At 72.2% G+C, this 14878-nt stretch carries 15 protein-coding genes; 12 read left to right on the forward strand and 3 right to left on the reverse strand.

The genetic code is table 11. From position 1 onward, the window contains the following. Nucleotides 1-13 precede the first annotated feature (13 nt). A complete protein-coding gene (gene cydB, locus ABT008_RS06880; protein ID WP_350694312.1) occupies nt 14-1012 on the forward strand; it encodes a cytochrome d ubiquinol oxidase subunit II in 999 nt (332 codons plus the stop codon). A 51-nt stretch (nt 1013-1063) separates the two neighbouring features. Continuing rightward, the gene (locus ABT008_RS06885; RefSeq protein ID WP_350694314.1) at nt 1064-1537 is read left to right on the forward strand and encodes an OsmC family protein; all 474 of its coding nucleotides are present in this window, start codon (nt 1064-1066) and stop codon (nt 1535-1537) included. A gap of 67 nt (nt 1538-1604) precedes the next feature. Here the strand turns inward: ABT008_RS06885 and ABT008_RS06890 are convergent, their stop codons facing one another. Together ABT008_RS06890 and ABT008_RS06895 are read right to left on the reverse strand one after the other, a co-directional pair. Continuing rightward, nucleotides 1605-2306: a hypothetical protein gene (locus ABT008_RS06890; RefSeq protein ID WP_350694316.1), complete on the reverse strand. Its 702-nt coding sequence runs from the start codon at nt 2304-2306 to the stop codon at nt 1605-1607. 72 nt (nt 2307-2378) lie between these two features. Continuing rightward, nucleotides 2379-2840: a peroxiredoxin gene (locus tag ABT008_RS06895; protein ID WP_350694318.1), complete on the reverse strand. Its 462-nt coding sequence runs from the start codon at nt 2838-2840 to the stop codon at nt 2379-2381. A 145-nt stretch (nt 2841-2985) separates the two neighbouring features. Here ABT008_RS06895 and ABT008_RS06900 point away from each other — a divergent pair, with 145 nt between their 5' ends. The 4 genes from ABT008_RS06900 (at nt 2986) to ABT008_RS06915 (ending at nt 6830) form a co-directional block, all read left to right on the forward strand. Continuing rightward, a complete protein-coding gene (locus ABT008_RS06900; RefSeq protein ID WP_350694320.1) occupies nt 2986-3714 on the forward strand; it encodes an SDR family NAD(P)-dependent oxidoreductase in 729 nt (242 codons plus the stop codon). Nucleotides 3715-3851: 137 nt separating this feature from the next. Further along, a complete protein-coding gene (locus tag ABT008_RS06905; protein ID WP_350694322.1) occupies nt 3852-4634 on the forward strand; it encodes an aspartate racemase/maleate isomerase family protein in 783 nt (260 codons plus the stop codon). Nucleotides 4635-4636: 2 nt separating this feature from the next. Continuing rightward, complete coding sequence (locus tag ABT008_RS06910) at nt 4637-5836, forward strand: FAD-dependent oxidoreductase (RefSeq protein WP_350694324.1); 1200 nt, start codon at nt 4637-4639, stop codon at nt 5834-5836. Nucleotides 5837-5918: 82 nt separating this feature from the next. Then, nucleotides 5919-6830: an IclR family transcriptional regulator gene (locus ABT008_RS06915; RefSeq protein ID WP_350694326.1), complete on the forward strand. Its 912-nt coding sequence runs from the start codon at nt 5919-5921 to the stop codon at nt 6828-6830. Here ABT008_RS06915 and ABT008_RS06920 read toward each other — a convergent pair. After that, on the reverse strand, nt 6761-7381 hold the full coding sequence (locus ABT008_RS06920) for a cysteine hydrolase family protein (RefSeq protein ID WP_350694328.1): 621 nt from the start codon (nt 7379-7381) through the stop codon (nt 6761-6763). The two genes, ABT008_RS06915 and ABT008_RS06920, sit on opposite strands and share 70 nt — an antisense overlap. Before the next feature lie 173 nt (nt 7382-7554). Between ABT008_RS06920 and ABT008_RS06925 the strand changes: the two genes are divergently transcribed. The 6 genes from ABT008_RS06925 to ABT008_RS06950 all read left to right on the forward strand — a co-directional run bounded on the left by ABT008_RS06925 (nt 7555) and on the right by ABT008_RS06950 (nt 14814). Then, entirely contained in the window at nt 7555-8346 is a 792-nt protein-coding gene (locus tag ABT008_RS06925) for an ABC transporter ATP-binding protein (RefSeq protein WP_350694330.1), read from the forward strand. Nucleotides 8347-8368: 22 nt separating this feature from the next. Next, complete coding sequence (locus ABT008_RS06930) at nt 8369-9241, forward strand: ABC transporter permease (RefSeq protein WP_350694331.1); 873 nt, start codon at nt 8369-8371, stop codon at nt 9239-9241. 124 nt (nt 9242-9365) lie between these two features. Beyond that, the gene (locus ABT008_RS06935; RefSeq protein ID WP_176094144.1) at nt 9366-10439 is read left to right on the forward strand and encodes an ABC transporter substrate-binding protein; all 1074 of its coding nucleotides are present in this window, start codon (nt 9366-9368) and stop codon (nt 10437-10439) included. Further along, on the forward strand, nt 10436-12166 hold the full coding sequence (locus ABT008_RS06940; RefSeq protein WP_350694334.1) for a thiamine pyrophosphate-dependent enzyme: 1731 nt from the start codon (nt 10436-10438) through the stop codon (nt 12164-12166). The genes ABT008_RS06935 and ABT008_RS06940 overlap by 4 nt, the downstream gene beginning before the upstream one ends. Next, entirely contained in the window at nt 12159-13583 is a 1425-nt protein-coding gene (locus tag ABT008_RS06945; protein ID WP_350694336.1) for an aldehyde dehydrogenase family protein, read from the forward strand. Before ABT008_RS06940 ends, ABT008_RS06945 begins: the two co-directional genes overlap by 8 nt. After that, on the forward strand, nt 13570-14814 hold the full coding sequence (locus ABT008_RS06950; protein ID WP_350694338.1) for an MFS transporter: 1245 nt from the start codon (nt 13570-13572) through the stop codon (nt 14812-14814). Before ABT008_RS06945 ends, ABT008_RS06950 begins: the two co-directional genes overlap by 14 nt. Nucleotides 14815-14878: the final 64 nt, after the last annotated feature.

Genomic DNA, 14878 nt, shown 5'->3' on the forward strand with positions numbered 1-14878 from the left:
CCGGAGCCCCACCGTGGAACTGACCACCATCTGGTTTCTCCTCGTCGCCGTGCTGTTCACCGGCTACTTCATCCTGGAGGGCTTCGACTTCGGCGTCGGCATGCTGCTGCCCGTGCTCGGACGCGACGACCGCGAACGCCGCGTGATGATCAACACCATCGGGCCGGTCTGGGACGGCAACGAGGTCTGGCTGATCACCGCCGCAGGCGCGATGTTCGCCGCCTTCCCCGAGTGGTACGCCACCCTCTTCTCCGGTTTCTATCTGCCGCTGCTGCTCATCCTGCTGGCCCTGATCGCCCGGGGTGTCGCCTTCGAGTACCGCCACAAGCGCCCCGAGGCGTCCTGGAAGAGCCGCTGGGACAAGGCCATCTTCTTCGGCTCGCTCATCCCGGCGATCCTGTGGGGCGTGGCCTTCGCCAACATCCTGCGCGGCGTACCGCTCGACGCCGACCACGAGTTCGTCGGCGGACTGGTCGACCTGCTGCACCCGTACGCGCTGCTCGGTGGCGCGACCACCGCGGCGCTGTTCGGAACCCACGGCGCCGTCTTCATCGCCCTCAAGACCGTCGGCGACATCCGGGGCCGCGCCGCCACCCTCGCCGTACGCCTCGGCGTGGTCAGCGCCGTGCTCGCCGTCGCGTTCCTCACCTGGACCCTGACCATCCGCTCCAGCACCGCCGCCGTGGTGCTCGCCACCGGCGCCGCCCTGGCCCTGCTCGGCGGCCTCGCCGCCGCCCGGGTCCGGCGCGAGGGCTGGGCCTTCACCGGCACCGCGCTGGCCATCGGACTGGCCGTGGCGACCCTGTTCGCCGCGCTGTTCCCCACCGTGCTGCCCTCCACGCTGGACCCGGCCGGCACGCTGACCGCCACCAACGCCGCCTCCACCCCCTACACCCTGCGGATCATGACCTGGGTCGCGGTGTTCTTCACCCCGATCGTGCTGGCCTACCAGGGCTGGACGTACTGGGTGTTCCGCAAGCGCATCGGCGTCAAGCACATCCCGCAGCACTGACCGGATCGGCCCGGGACCCCACGTCCCGGGCCGATCCGGCACCATGACCTGATGCCTCACCAGCACACCTACCGCACCACCGTCACCTGGACCGGCAACCTCGGCACCGGCACCAGTGGCTACCGCGCCTACCGACGCGACCACGACGTCACCGCCGACGGCCCACCCCCGATCGCCGGCAGCTCCGACCCGACCTTCCGGGGCGACCGCACCCGCTGGAACCCCGAACAGCTCCTGCTGGCCGCGCTGTCGCAGTGCCACATGCTGGCCTACCTGCACCTCTGCGCCGACAACGGCATCGTCGTCACCGACTACGTCGACACCGCCACCGGCAGCATGACCACCGACAACAGGACGGGCAGCGGCCACTTCACCGAGGTCGTCCTGCAACCCCGGGTCACCCTCGCCGATCCCGCCGACACCGACACCGCGACCGCGCTGCACGACGACGCGCACCGGGTCTGCTTCATCGCCAACTCGGTGAACTTCCCGGTCCGGCACGAGCCGAGCACCGTCACCGCCTGACCCGGCGACGACATACGTAGGGCCCGGGACGGCTGCGTCCCGGGCCCTACGCTCACCTGCACCTGCCTCAGCTGGCCTCGCGCAGCTCCGCCAGCCGGGCCTCGATCTCGGCCAGCTCGGCCCGCAGCTTCTCGGCCTGCCGCTCGGCCTCGGACCGCTCCGACGCCAGGATCTGCTCCACCGCCTCGTGCACACCGGGCACGTCGACCAGCGCCACCATCCGCAGCGCCTCGGCCGGCTTGAGCACGTACGGCTTGGCCAGCACCTTGCCGCCCTGCTGCGCGGCCACCGTCCACTCGCCCTCGGCGTACGCCAGGGTGACCGTCAACCCGGCCGGTCCCTTCGGCTTGGCCGCCTTCACCGGCCGCCGCGCAGCGGGCTTGGCCTCGACCGTCTCCACCTTCGGCTCCTCCTGTCGCACCGGTTCCTCCCGCCGGGGCTGCGGCACCCGGTCCAGCACGAACTCCGGCTCCGCCACCGGCGGCTCGACCGGTGCCGGCTCCACCTTCGTCTCGGCCGGTTTACGGCCGACGCCCCGGGGCGCCACCGCCACGTCGGCGGGGGAGAACGGCAGCTCGTCGCGGCCGAAGCGCACCACCACGTACTCGTCGGACACCGCCGGGTCGGTCAGCTCGACCACCTGGCCGATCTGCCCGGCGATCTGACCGGCCGAGGCCGTGAACACCACCTTCGGCTTGCGTCCCGCGGCCAACGCCTCCCGGATGCCGCGCACCTCGTCATCGGACAAACCCTGGCCAGCGGCACCCATCGCGCTCCCTCATCCGTCGTACACGTGTTCAGTCGCCTGCCTTGATACCAGCACCCGGCGACACCGTGAAGATCAGCCCCCCAACGCTTTCAGCGCCCGGTCCGCGTGCCGGTTCATGTCCAGTTCACTGTGCACCACCTCGACGACACGTCGATCGACGCCGATCACGAAGGTCATCCGCCGGGTGCTCAACGCGCCCAGCGGCAGCCGCCGCCGTACCCCGAAGCGGTCCGCCACCGCGCCGTCCGGGTCGGACAGCAGCGGGAAGTCGAAGTCGTTGCGGCGGGAGAACTCGGCCTGCCGTTGCACCGGGTCCCGGCTGATGCCCACCCGCTGCGCGCCCACCGCGGCGAACTCCGCCGCCAGGTCACGGAAGTGGCAGCTCTGCGCGGTGCAGCCGCGCGTCATCGCGGCCGGATAGAAGAACAGCACCACCGGCCCGTCCGTCAGGAACTCCGACAGCCGCCGCGGACGGCCGGTCTCGTCCGACAGCGCGAAGTCCTCGACCAGATCCCCGACACCCACACCCGCCATGCGCGCTCCTCACTCGACACCGTCGTCGCCCGAGCGTATGCCACGCCCGGTCACCGGCCGTGTCCTCGACCACACCCGGCTACCGAGGCCCGTGAGCGCCCCGGTAACGTCGCCGACACCGGCTCGGGGGCAGGGGAGACGATCAATGGCACAGGTCACCGTCATCACCGGCGGCGGGCGCGGCATCGGCGCGGCCACCGCCCGGCGGCTGGCCCACGCGGGCCACCACCTCGCCCTCGGCTACCGGCGCGACCACGCTGCCGCCGATGCCGTCGTGGCCGAGCTGCACGCCACCGGGGTACGCGCCGTGGCGGTGCCCGCCGACACCCGCGACCCCGACCAGGTGGCCGCCCTGTTCGACGCCGCCGAGGCCCTCGGCCCGCTGACCGGCCTGGTCAACAACGCCGGTGTCACCAGCCCGATCGGTCCCTTCACCGAGCTGCGCCTGGACGACCTGCGCGAGGTGGTCGACGTCAACCTGGTCGGCTACGTGCTCTGCGCGCAGCAGGCGGCCCGGCGGATGACGGCCGGCGGGGCGATCGTCAACATCTCCTCGGTCGCCGCCACCCTCGGCGGTCCCGGCGAGTACGTCCACTACGCCGCGGTCAAGGCCGGCACCGACGCGCTCACCGTCGGTCTGGCCAAGGAACTGGCCCCGCGTGGGATCCGGGTCAACGCGGTGGCCCCGGGCATCATCCGCACCGACATCCACGCCCTCTCCGGGCAGCCGGACCGGCCCGAGCGGGCCGCCGGGCGGATCCCGCTGGGTCGTCCCGGCGAACCCGACGAGGTCGCCGCCGCCATCGCCTGGCTGCTCGGCCCGGACGCCTCCTACACCAGCGGTGCGGTGCTGCGCGTCGGCGGCGGTCTCTGACCCGTTCCGCTCCTCATCCCTGCCCTGGCGTGCGCGGACGCGCCCGTCGGGTGGGTTGACCATGTCCCGCCGCAACCCCTATCGTTCCAGTACGTCGAACGGCGTACGGCTCAGTCGAACATTCTGATGGGGGTGTCGTGGTCGAGACCGCTCTGGGCGTCATCGTCCCGCCGGCCAACCCGACCGTCGAGCCCGAACTGCGCCGCCTGCTGCCACCACGACTGCGCTACCACGTGGCCCGCCTCCCGGTCGTCGACGGCTCCCTCGCCGACCGGCTGGACCGGTACGCCGACCTGCTCCCGGAGACCGCCGCCACGCTGCGCGGACTGGAACTGGGGGCCACCTACGTCGCCTGCACCGGCTGCTACTACCGGCGCCAGGACGCCGACCACGTCGACCGGGCCGCCGGCGATCGACTCGGCAGCCCCGTGGTCGGTGCCGCGAGCGCCGTACGGCAGATGCTCGACCGGCTCGGCGTACGGTCGCTGACCCTGGTGTCGCCGTACCCGCAGTGGCTCACCGCGCAGGCGGCGGCGTACTGGCAGGCGACCGGCCGCACCGTCACCGAGGTGGTGGCCGTGCCCGGCACGGGCGCCATCTACGACCTCACCTCGACCACCGTCGGCGACACCGTGCACCGCGTGCTGGACACCCTGGACGCGACCGCCGCCGACGGACACGCGGTGCTGCTCACCGGCACCGGCGCGCCGAGCCTGGACGTGCTCGACGAGGTCGTGCCGCGCTCGCCCGTGCCGCTGCTCTCCTCGAACCTGGCCGGCGCCTGGCAGGCGATGCGGACCGCCGGGGCCGCGCACCTGGCGGCGCAGTCACCGAGTCCGGCGCTGCGACACCTGGCCGACGTCCTGGCCGCCACCGACACGACGCAGATCGCCGGCGGGACCGCCGGCCGGAAGGAGTGAACGTGCCGCCAAGCCACCCGGTGGAGGCACCGGTCGTCGTCCTCGGCGGCGGACCGGTGGGCATGGTGACCGCCCTCGCGCTGGCCCGCTACGACATCGGTGTGGTCGTGCTGGAACAGGGCCACGACGAGGTGCGCTCGGAGTGGCGCGGCTCGACGGTGCACCCGCCCACGCTCGAACTGCTCGACGAGCTGGACCTGGCCGCGCCGGTGCTCGCCGAGGCCGTCCGGGTACGTCGGCTGGACTACCGCGACCTGGAGCTGACCGAGTCGGCCCAGTTCTCCTACGACCTGCTGGAGGGCGAGACCCGCTACCCGTTCCGGCTCCAGTACGAGCAGTACAAGCTGGTCCGGCAGTTGCGTCGGGCGGTCGCCGAGGCACCGAACGTGGACCTGCGGTTCGGCCACGAGGTGGTCGGGCTGCGCCAGGACGACACCCGCGTGGAGCTGGAGGTGGCCGTCGACGGCGAGCGGCGTACGGTGTCGTGTCGCTGGGCGGTGGCCGCCGACGGCGCGCACAGCATCGCCCGCAAGCTGCTCGACGTGCCGTTCCCCGGTTTCACGTACCCGTCGATGAGCCTGGTGGTGGCCACGCCGTTCCGGTTCGAGGACGCGGTGCCCGATCTCAGCGAGGTCGGCTACTGGTCCGGCCCGCGCGGCCGGTTCTCGCTGATCCGCACCCCGGACATCTGGCGCGCCGCGCTGTCCACGAACACCGGGGTCGACGACGAACCGCCGACCGGCACCCACCCGGACTTCCTGGCCGCCGTGGAACTGCTGCTGGGTTCCCCGACCCCGCCGGACGGGCTGCTGCCGCTGCACCAGCACCAGATGTACCGCAGCCACCAACGACTGGCCGACTCGTTCCGGATCGGCCGGGTCCTGCTGGCCGGCGACGCCGCCCACCTGAGCAGCACCACCGGGGGCATGGGCCTGAACTCCGGCATCCACGACGCGATGGCGGTGGCCGCGGCGCTGGCCGAGTCCGACCAGGACACCGCGACCACCGCGTACGCGCAACGACGCCGCTCGATCGCCGAACGCTTCGTGCAGCCGACCACCACCGAGAACCGCACCTCGGCGGACGCGGCGGACCTGGCGGGGCGCCGCGAGCGGCTGGTCCGGCTCCGGGCCGTGGCCGACAACGCCGAGGAGGCCCGAGCGTATCTACGGCGGGTCAGTATGCTCGGGATCCAGCACTAGGCGCCGCACGCCGGTGCCACCCGCGAAGTGCCGCCCGACGGCACGCACGAGAGGTCACGGTCGAATGGAGTCAGCGGTGCCGGTGAGTGAGCCAGCGGACGGCCACCGTTACACCGCGAGCGGCCTGGGTCGCGCGCTGGCCGTGATCGACCTGCTCGCCGAACGCAGCCCCGAGATGGTCGGGGTCTCCACCGTCGCGCGGGACCTGAGCCTGCCCAAGGCGGTGGCCCACCGCATCCTCAAGGAGCTCACGGCCAACCAGTTCGTGACCTTCGACGAGGCCACCCGGCGCTACCGGCTGGGGCCGGGCGCGCTGGCCGCCGGTCTGGCCGCGCTGCGCGCCGTCGACGTGCAGGCGACCACCAACCGGCACATGCGGCGGCTGGTGGAGATCACCGGCGAGACGGCCACGCTGTCGATGCGGCAGGGCTGGGTGCGGGTTTACACCGACCAGGTGCTCTCGCCGCACGAGATCCGGATGTCGGTCACGCTCGGTTCCCGGCACTCGCTGGTCGCCGGTTCGTCGTCCAAGGCGATCCTGGCGGCGCTGCCCGACGCCGAGGTCTCCGAATACCTGTCCACGCACGAGCTGGTGTCGATGACGCCGGCCACCATCACCTCGGTCGAGCAGCTCTGGGAGGACCTGCGGGCGGTACGCGGGCAGGGCTACGCGGTGAGCCGGGGCGAACGGCAGGCGGGGGCGGCGAGCGTGGCGGCGGCCATCCGGCTCGCCTCCGGCGAGGTCTACGGGTCGTTGTCGCTGTGCGGCCCGCAGGACCGTTTCTCCGCGCGCCTGCTGGCCGAGTACGGCGACCTGGTGGCCGACGCGGCCCGCCAGGTCAGCGCCGAGCTGGGCTACCAGCCCGCCCCGGAGCAGGCGGAGACGGCTCCGGCCGCGCCGGCGAAGCGTCGCAGCCCCCGTCGTCAGGTGGCGCGTGCCTCGGGCGACCAGGTCGACAGCAGCTCGGCCGAGGTCGTGGTCTCGCAGAAGTAGAAGCCGAGGTTGCGGATCGCCGGCTCGGCCAGGTCCGGGCGGGTCCAGCCGACCATGTCCGTCGGCAGGGTGACGGCCAGGTCGGCCATGTACGCCTCGCGCACGGTCGAGTCGACGCAGACGTTGGCCGCCGTGCCGACCACCACCACGTGGTCGCGTTCGTGTGCCCGCAGCAGGTTGTGCAGGGGCGTGCCGACGAAGGCGCTGTAGCGCGTCTTCTCCAGGTGGCAGTCGTCGGGCGCGGGGCGTAGCCCGTCGGCGAGTTCGGCGCCCCAGGAGCCGGCCGCGCAGACGCTGAGCGGGCTGCGGCCCATCGCCTCGGCGCGCGCCCGTCGGGCCGGCGACACGAGCTGGTCGTGGGCGGCCTGGCGGACCCAGACCACGAGGCAGCCGGCGGTCCGCGCCGGGTCCAGGAATTCCGGCAGTCGGCGGGCCAGGTCGGCGTTGACACCGACGTCGGCGCCGAGCGTCGCCATCGCTCCGGCGGGGGAGCAGAAGTCGTTCTGCATGTCGATGACCAGCACCGCAGTCCGCTGCGGGGGGTACTTCATGAGGTTTTCTCCCAAATCAGGGGATTGATCCGGATCGATGATGCCGAGTCGGGTCCTACAGGCCATTGACCTTGCCGCCGAACATAGCTTACGTTCGCACCAACAGAACGGCGTACTGCACAAGCGAACAATCTCGCGATCAAACGCGGGCCGGTCGGTGACAGGGGTAGCCCATGAGTGCGATCAAAGTGGAGGGCGTCAGCAAGGTCTTCGCCGGCGCCGGCGGGCAGTCGATGCTCGCCCTGAGCGACGTCTCGCTCGACATCGCCGACGGTGAGTTCGTCGTGCTGCTCGGGCCGTCCGGGTGCGGCAAGACCACCCTGCTGCGCATCATCGGTCAGTTGGAGAGCCCGACCGTCGGCCGGGTGAGCCTCGACCACGGCACGCGGTCCGATGGCGACCGCCCCCTGGGCTTCGTCTTCCAGGAGGCCACCCTGATGCCCTGGCGGACCGCCGCCGCCAACGTGGCCCTGCCGCTGGAGATGGCCGGCGTCGGCCGCCGGGAACGCACCACGCGGGTCCGCGAGATGCTCGAACTCGTCGGCCTGCCGGAGGCCGAGGGCAAGCACCCGCACCAGTTGTCGGGCGGCATGCGCCAGCGGGTCTCCATCGCCCGCGCGTTGGCGCACGACCCGCAGGTGCTGCTGATGGACGAACCGTTCGGCGCGCTCGACGCGCAGACCCGCGACATGATGAACTCCGAGCTGCAGCGCATCTGGCTGGAGAACCGCAAGACGGTCGTCTTCGTGACGCACTCCGTCTCCGAGGCGGTGTTCCTCGCCGACCGCATCGTGATGCTGGGGACCAAGCCCGGCCACATCCACTCCATCACCGAGGTGACGCTGCCCCGGCCGCGCACCATCGACATGACCGAGACCGCCGAGTTCCGCCATCTCGCCGCCGAGCTGCGTCGGCAGATCGGCGCGGTGCAGGACCCCGACAACCGATCCGCCGTCTCGGCCTGACCGCATACCGAGGTGCCGCACAGTGACTGCCACTAAAGAGCGCCAGACGGCGCCGACACCCTCCGCCGAAGAGTTGCTGAAGCCACCACCGCCGACCTGGAAAGAGCGGCTGCGCAACAACCGGTGGCTGTCCTTCTACACCAGCCCCCTGCTGATCGCGCTGTTCCTCGTGGCGTGGAAGATCTACGTCGAGGTCACCGACCTGTCCCGGTTCGTGCTGCCGCCGCCGGAGGCGGTGTTCAAGGCGTTCAGCGAGCAGATCGTCGACCCGTTCGTCTGGCGGACCCACATCTGGACGACCTTCTACGAGGTCATGATGGGTCTGGCGCTGGCGATCGTGCTGGGCGTCGGGCTCGGCCTGATGATCGGCAAGTCGCCGCTGTTCGACCGGATCGTCCGGCCGTTCATCGTCGCCACCCAGGTGGTGCCGAAGGTCGCGCTGGTGCCGCTGTTCATCCTCTGGCTCGGCTTCGGCCCCTCGTCCAAGGTGGTCATCGCCGCGCTGCTGGCCTTCTTCCCGCTGCTGATCAACACCTCGTTCGGTGTCCGCTCGGTGCCGGGCTCCATGCACGACCTGATGACGACGCTCAAGGCGTCGCGGTGGACACGGTTCTGGAAGGCCGACCTGCCGTACACGATGCCCTTCATCCTGGCCGGCATGGAGCTGGCGGTCGTCCAGGCGACCATCGGCGCGATCGTCGGCGAGTACCTCGGCGGTGACAAGGGCCTCGGCCGGTACGCGGTCAACCTGCAGAACAACCTCCAGGTCGACAAGCTGTTCGGCGCCATCCTGATCATGGCCCTGTTCGGCTTCACCCTCTACAGCATCGTCACCGGCGCCCGCCGGCTGCTGATCCCCTGGCACGAGTCCGTGCAGCCGCGCCGCCGCCCCTGACCGACGGCCCGGCCCTCACCTGACACACCACACGACCCGGTCGGCGCCGCGACGCGGCACTGGCGGACCTCTCCTTGCCCGAATCCGTCACCCATCCGTACCTTCCTCGCCCCGGGAGTCCTCCGTGACACATAACCCCTCCTTCGGCGCGCCGGTCTCCCGGCGCTCGCTCCTGCGGTTCGGCGCCTCCGCCGGGCTGCTGCTGCCCACCGCCGGCGGCATGACCCTGATGCTCAGCGGCTGCGGCGGCGACGACAACCAGGTCAACGCCGACGGCAGCCTGAACGGCTCGTACATGACCGCCTCCGGCCTGACGTTGAGCTTCGTGGAGACGATGGTCGCCAAGGAGCGCGGCTACTTCGCCGAGCACGGCCTCAACCTGGACATCAAGGGCGGGCAGGGCACCGCCACCGCCATCCAGGCCGTCCTCGGCGGCTCGGCCGACATGACCCGCGCCAACGGCATCAACGCGATCATCGCGGTGGCCAACGAGGACGCACCGTTCGTCAGCATCGCCAGCGTGCGGCAGAAGTCGCAGTTCGAGGTGGTGTCCCTGCCCGACGACCCGATCCGCAGCCCGGCCCAGCTCGCCGGACGCACCTGCGGCATCGTCTCCACCGGCGGCGCCACCGAGAACCTGCTCGACGTCATGCTGATCAACGCGGGCATCGACCCCGGGTCGGTGCAGCGTCCCGTCACCGGCGTCGGCACCGCCGCGTACGAGTTGGCGCGCCGGGGCGAGGTGGACGCCTGGATCTGCGTCAACACCGACCGGGCCACCATCCAGAAGGAGATCGGCGAGGTCGTCTTCTTCAGCACCGACGAGCACGCGCCGATGCCCTCGGACTCGTACAACACCAGCCTCAAGATGGTCGAGTCGGACAGCGACATGCCGGTGCGGTTCCTGGCCGGTGTGCTCAAGGCCATCGACTACGCCAGCAAGGAGGAGAACTGGGAGCAGGTCATCAACGACCTGCGCAAGTACAACCCGGAGGCGGACGCCGCCCAGGCCCGCGCCGAGCTGCCGCTGCTGGTGGAGAGCTGGCAGGCCGCCGGCCCGGAGAACACCCTGCAGATGAACCCGCAGACCTGGCTCACCGGCCAGGAGAGCCTGGTCAAGGCCAAGCTGGTCAACTCCGCCGCGCCGATCGAGAAGCTGATCTACCCGGACTACCTCGCCCGCGCGAGGGAGCTGTGACGGCCGACCCGGCCGCCGTCGGTGGCGCCGCCGCGGTCCTCGCGGCGGCGGCCGCCAGCGGCGTACGCCGGCTCTGGTTCAACAGCGGCTCCGAGCTGACCTCCTTCCAGGAGGCCGGCGCGCAGGCCCGCCAGAAGGGCGAGCCGAGCCCGGAGATCATCACCTGCCCGCACGAGCACGTCGCGCTGACCGCAGCGATGGGCGAGACCATGGTCTCCGGTGGACCCAGCATGACGGCCGCCCACGCCGACCTCGGTCTGCTGCACCACGGCGGCGCGATCCACAACGCCATGTGGGGCGACCACCCCATCATGATCATGTCGGGGTATCCGCCGACCACCGCGCAGTCGCGCACCTCGCCGGTGTTCTGGAAGCAGCAGCGCTGGGACCAGGGCGCGATCGTGCGCCAGTACGTCAAGTGGGACTACAAGCTCTCCGCCCTCGACGACGCCGCGCTGGTCGTGGCGCGGGGCCTGCAGGTCGCCCTGGCGCCCCGACGCGGACCGGTCTATCTGGCGATGCCGGAGGAGGTGGGACGTCACCCGGTGCCCGTCGGCGACCGCGTCCCCAGCGCCCAGGCGCTCGGTGTGCCGACGCTGGGCCCCGGCGACCCCGGCGTGGTCAGCGAGGTGGCCCGCCGCCTGCGGACCGCCCGCCGCCCGGTGGTGGTCACCGACCGGGTCGGCGAGAACCCCCGCGCGGTGCAGTTGCTCGCCGAACTGGCCCACACCCTGGGCGTGGAGGTACGCGCCTCCCGCTACCGGGTCAACCTGCCCGACGACAACCCGTGGCACACCAGCGCGCCGCTGGACCAGTTCGACGTCGTCGTCGTGCTGGACCACCCGGTGCCGTGGATGCCCGCGGTGGAACGGCCCGCCGACGACGCGTGGATCGGCTGGGTGGGACCCGACCCGATCGAGAGCCGGGTCCCGCTGTACGAGTTGCGGGCCGACGCCCGTACCACCGCCGACCCGGCGGCGTTCCTGGCCGCGGTGCTGGGCGAGGTCGCGTCGGGCGACGCCGACACCGTGCGGCAGCGCCGCGAGCGGCCACCGGGCGTCGGCACCAAGCGGCACACCGCCGGCACGGGAGCGGCCGGCGGTGTGCCCACCCCCGCGTTGATCGCGGCGGCGCTGGACGCGCACCTGCACCCCGACGACCTGCTCACCTGGGAGGTCTTCGACACCACGGCGGTGCGCCGCACGAAGCCGGGCACCCTGTTCGAGAAGGGCGGCTCCAGCCTCGGCTGGTCGGTGGCGGCGGCGACCGGCGCCAGCATCGCCGCCGGTGGCGCGCACGCGGTCGCGGTCACCGGGGACGGCTCCTACCTGTTCGGCTCGCCGGACTCGTGCCTGTGGTTGCAGCAGCAGCACGACGCCCCAGTGGTCACCGTCGTGGTCAACAACGGCGGGTACCGCACCGGCACCACCACGCTGGCCGCGCACTATCCGGACGGTCTGGCCGTCGCCGAGCCCACGGTCCTCGGCGGTCACCTCACCCCGTCGCCGGACTTCGCCGCGCACGCCCGCGCGCAGGGCTGCCACGGCGAGCGGGTGGTGCGCGCGGCCGACCTGGTCGCCGCCCTGGACCGGGCCCGCGCCGCCGTGCAGCGCGACCGGGTGCCGGCGGTGCTGGACGTCTGGGTGCCCGAACACCTAACCGGGTCGATGGACCCGGGTCGCCGGGCGCGTACCCCGGCCGCTGACGAAGGGACCAGTGATGGCTGAGGTCGTCTCCCCGATCGACGCCCGGGTCCTGGCCCGGGTGGCACCCGCCTCGCCCGACGAGGTGCACGCCGCGGTCCGCGCGGCGCGGGCCGCGCAACCGGCCTGGGCCCGCCGCACCGGCAGCGAACGTGGCCGGATCCTGCACGCCGTCGCCGACCTCATCGAGGCCGCCGTCGAGGAACTGGCCGAGATCGAGACCCGCAACACCGGCAAGATCCTCAGCGACACCCGGCGGGAGGTGCGCCGGGCGGCCGGCAGCTTCCGCTACTACGCCGGCTGGGCCGAGCAGGTACGCGGGGAGACCATCCCGGTCGGCGTCGAGTACCACACGTACACGGTGCCGGAGCCGCACGGCGTGGTCGCCGGGGTCATCCCGTGGAACGTGCCGTTCTTCTTCGCCGCCAAGAAGATCGCTCCGGCGTTGGCGTTCGGCAACGCCTGCCTACTCAAGCCGGCCGAGGAGACCCCGCTGACCGCGCTGCGGCTGGCCGGGCTGCTGGCCGAGGCCGGTGTGCCCGAGGAACTGGTGGCGGTGCTGCCGGGCGGTCGGGAGACCGGTGCGGCGCTGGTGTCGCATCCGGACGTGGACCTGATCGTGTTCACCGGGCACCACGACACCGGCAAGGCGATCGCCCGCGCGGCGGCTGCGCACCTGACCCCGGTCGCCCTCGAACTGGGCGGCAAGTCGCCGCAGGTCATCTTCGGCGACGCCGACCTGGACCGGGCGGTCGACGCGGTGGTGTTGGGCGTCTTCGCCTCCTGCGGACAGATGTGCATCGCCGGTTCCCGGCTGGTGGTGCACGAGTCCGTCTACGACGAGGTCCTCGACCGGGTCGCGGAGCGGGTCCGTGGGCTGCGCGTCGGTGACCCGTTCGACGACGACACCGACCTGGGTCCGCAGATCACCTCGGCGCAGCGGGACAAGACGGCGCAGTTCATCGCCGAGACCCGTGCCGCCGGGCGGCTGGTGGCGCAGGCCGCCCTGCCCGACGACGAGCGGCTGCGCGACGGTTTCTACGTGCCGCCGACGGTCTTCGACCGGTTGGACGCGCAGGCGCGGCTGCTGCGCGAGGAGGTCTTCGGCCCGGTCCTGGCGGTGTCGTCGTTCCGCGACGACGCCGAGGCGCTGCGGCTGGCCGACGACACCGACTTCGGGCTGGCCGCCGGGGTCTGGACCGCCGACATCGCCCGGGCGCACCGGTTCGCCGGGCAGGTCCGTGCCGGCACGGTGTGGATCAACACGTACCGGGTGCTGTCGGACCTGGTGCCCTTCGGCGGGGTGGGCCTGTCCGGGTACGGGCGGGAGAACGGCACCGAGGCGGCGCGGCTGTACCTGCGGCCGAAGTCGGTGTGGACCTCGCTGACGGCCGGCACACCGCAGGGGTACGGCCTGGGTGGCGCGGGTGCCGCAGGCTGACCGCCCGCCCGACGCGTCGGCCGAGGAGGTCGGTCGCGGCGCGCTCGCGTTGCTGCGGGACCGCCGCTTCGGCCCGTACTTCTTCGGGTCGCTGGCGTCCAACACCGGCACCTGGTTCCAGAACGTCGCGGCGATCCTGACCATCTTCGCGTTGACCCGCTCCGCCTTCATGGTGGGGCTGGTCACCGCGTTGCAGTTCGCGATGCAGTTGGTCCTCGCGCCGGTGATCGGGGCGGTGGCCGACCGGGTCGACCGGCGGCTGCTGATCATCGTCGGGCAGACGTTGGGCGGGACCGCCGCCGCGGTGCTCGCGGTGCTGGCGTTCCTGGACGCCCTCAACGCCCCGCTGCTGCTGACGTTCGTGGGACTGTCCGGAGTGGGGCAGGCGGTGACCGGGCCGGCGGCCCAGGCGCTGGTGCCCAACATCGTCGGACGCGCCGACGTCCCGCAGGCCATCGCGCTGCACTCGCTGACCTTCAACCTGTCCCGGGCGATCGGTCCGGTGGCCGGGGCGGCCACGTACGCGCTGGTCGGGGCCGGTGCCGCGTTCGCCGTCAACGCCGCCAGCTTCCTGGTGTTCGCGCTGGCGCTGACCGGCGTACGGCTGCCCCGGGCGCAACCCGGAACCGGCAAGCGTCGGCTGGGGGTGTTCGACGGCGTCGCCTACGTCCGCCACCGGCCGGAACTGGTGCGCTGCCTGGTGGCGGTGGCCCTGATCGGGTTGGCGATGGAGCCGATCAACACGCTGTCGCCGCTGTTCGCCGAGGGCTTCGGCGGCGGTGAGCTGATGGTGGGCATCTTCATCACCTGTTTCGGGCTCGGTTCGGCGCTGATCGCCGGCTGGGTGGGCCGGTTGCGGCGGGTGATGGGCAGTGGCCGTACCGGCGCGGTCGGGGTGGCCGCCCTGGGCGTCGGGATGGCGGTGCTGGCGGTCAGTCCGGGGCCGGTGATGGCCACGGTGGGCATCGCCGTGGGCGGCGCCGGTTACCTGCTGGCGGTCAGCGACGTCAACGCCACCATGCAGCACGGCCTGGCCGACGAGGTACGGGGCCGGGTGATGGCGCTGTGGTCGATGTGTTTCCTGGGCATCCGCCCGGCGGCGGCGATCCTGCACGGCTGGCTCGGCGACGCGTTCTCCGCACGTACCGGCGCGGTCGTGGCGGTGGTGGCCGCCCTCGCCGCCGCGGTGGTGCTGCGTGGTCGACGGGCGCTGCGCGCCGCCGGGCGGTGAGGGCGGTGCGTTGACCCCACACCTGACAACAAACTATTCTGCTGAGCGAAACACCGTTCGCTTG

The sequence above is a fragment of the Micromonospora sp. NPDC002389 genome (assembly GCF_040296095.1).
In the GTDB taxonomy this organism is placed as follows: Bacteria; Actinomycetota; Actinomycetes; order Mycobacteriales; family Micromonosporaceae; genus Micromonospora.

Excerpts from the sequence above, each read along its gene's own strand:
- ABT008_RS06885 (WP_350694314.1), top strand. The coding sequence starts at position 1,064 with ATGCCTCACCAGCACACCTACCGCACCACCGTCACCTGGACCGGCAAC.
- ABT008_RS06890 (WP_350694316.1), bottom strand. The coding sequence starts at position 2,306 with ATGGGTGCCGCTGGCCAGGGTTTGTCCGATGACGAGGTGCGCGGCATC.
- ABT008_RS06895 (WP_350694318.1), bottom strand. The coding sequence starts at position 2,840 with ATGGCGGGTGTGGGTGTCGGGGATCTGGTCGAGGACTTCGCGCTGTCG.
- ABT008_RS06900 (WP_350694320.1), top strand. The coding sequence starts at position 2,986 with ATGGCACAGGTCACCGTCATCACCGGCGGCGGGCGCGGCATCGGCGCG.
- ABT008_RS06920 (WP_350694328.1), bottom strand. The coding sequence starts at position 7,381 with ATGAAGTACCCCCCGCAGCGGACTGCGGTGCTGGTCATCGACATGCAG.
- ABT008_RS06925 (WP_350694330.1), top strand. The coding sequence starts at position 7,555 with ATGAGTGCGATCAAAGTGGAGGGCGTCAGCAAGGTCTTCGCCGGCGCC.
- ABT008_RS06945 (WP_350694336.1), top strand. The coding sequence starts at position 12,159 with ATGGCTGAGGTCGTCTCCCCGATCGACGCCCGGGTCCTGGCCCGGGTG.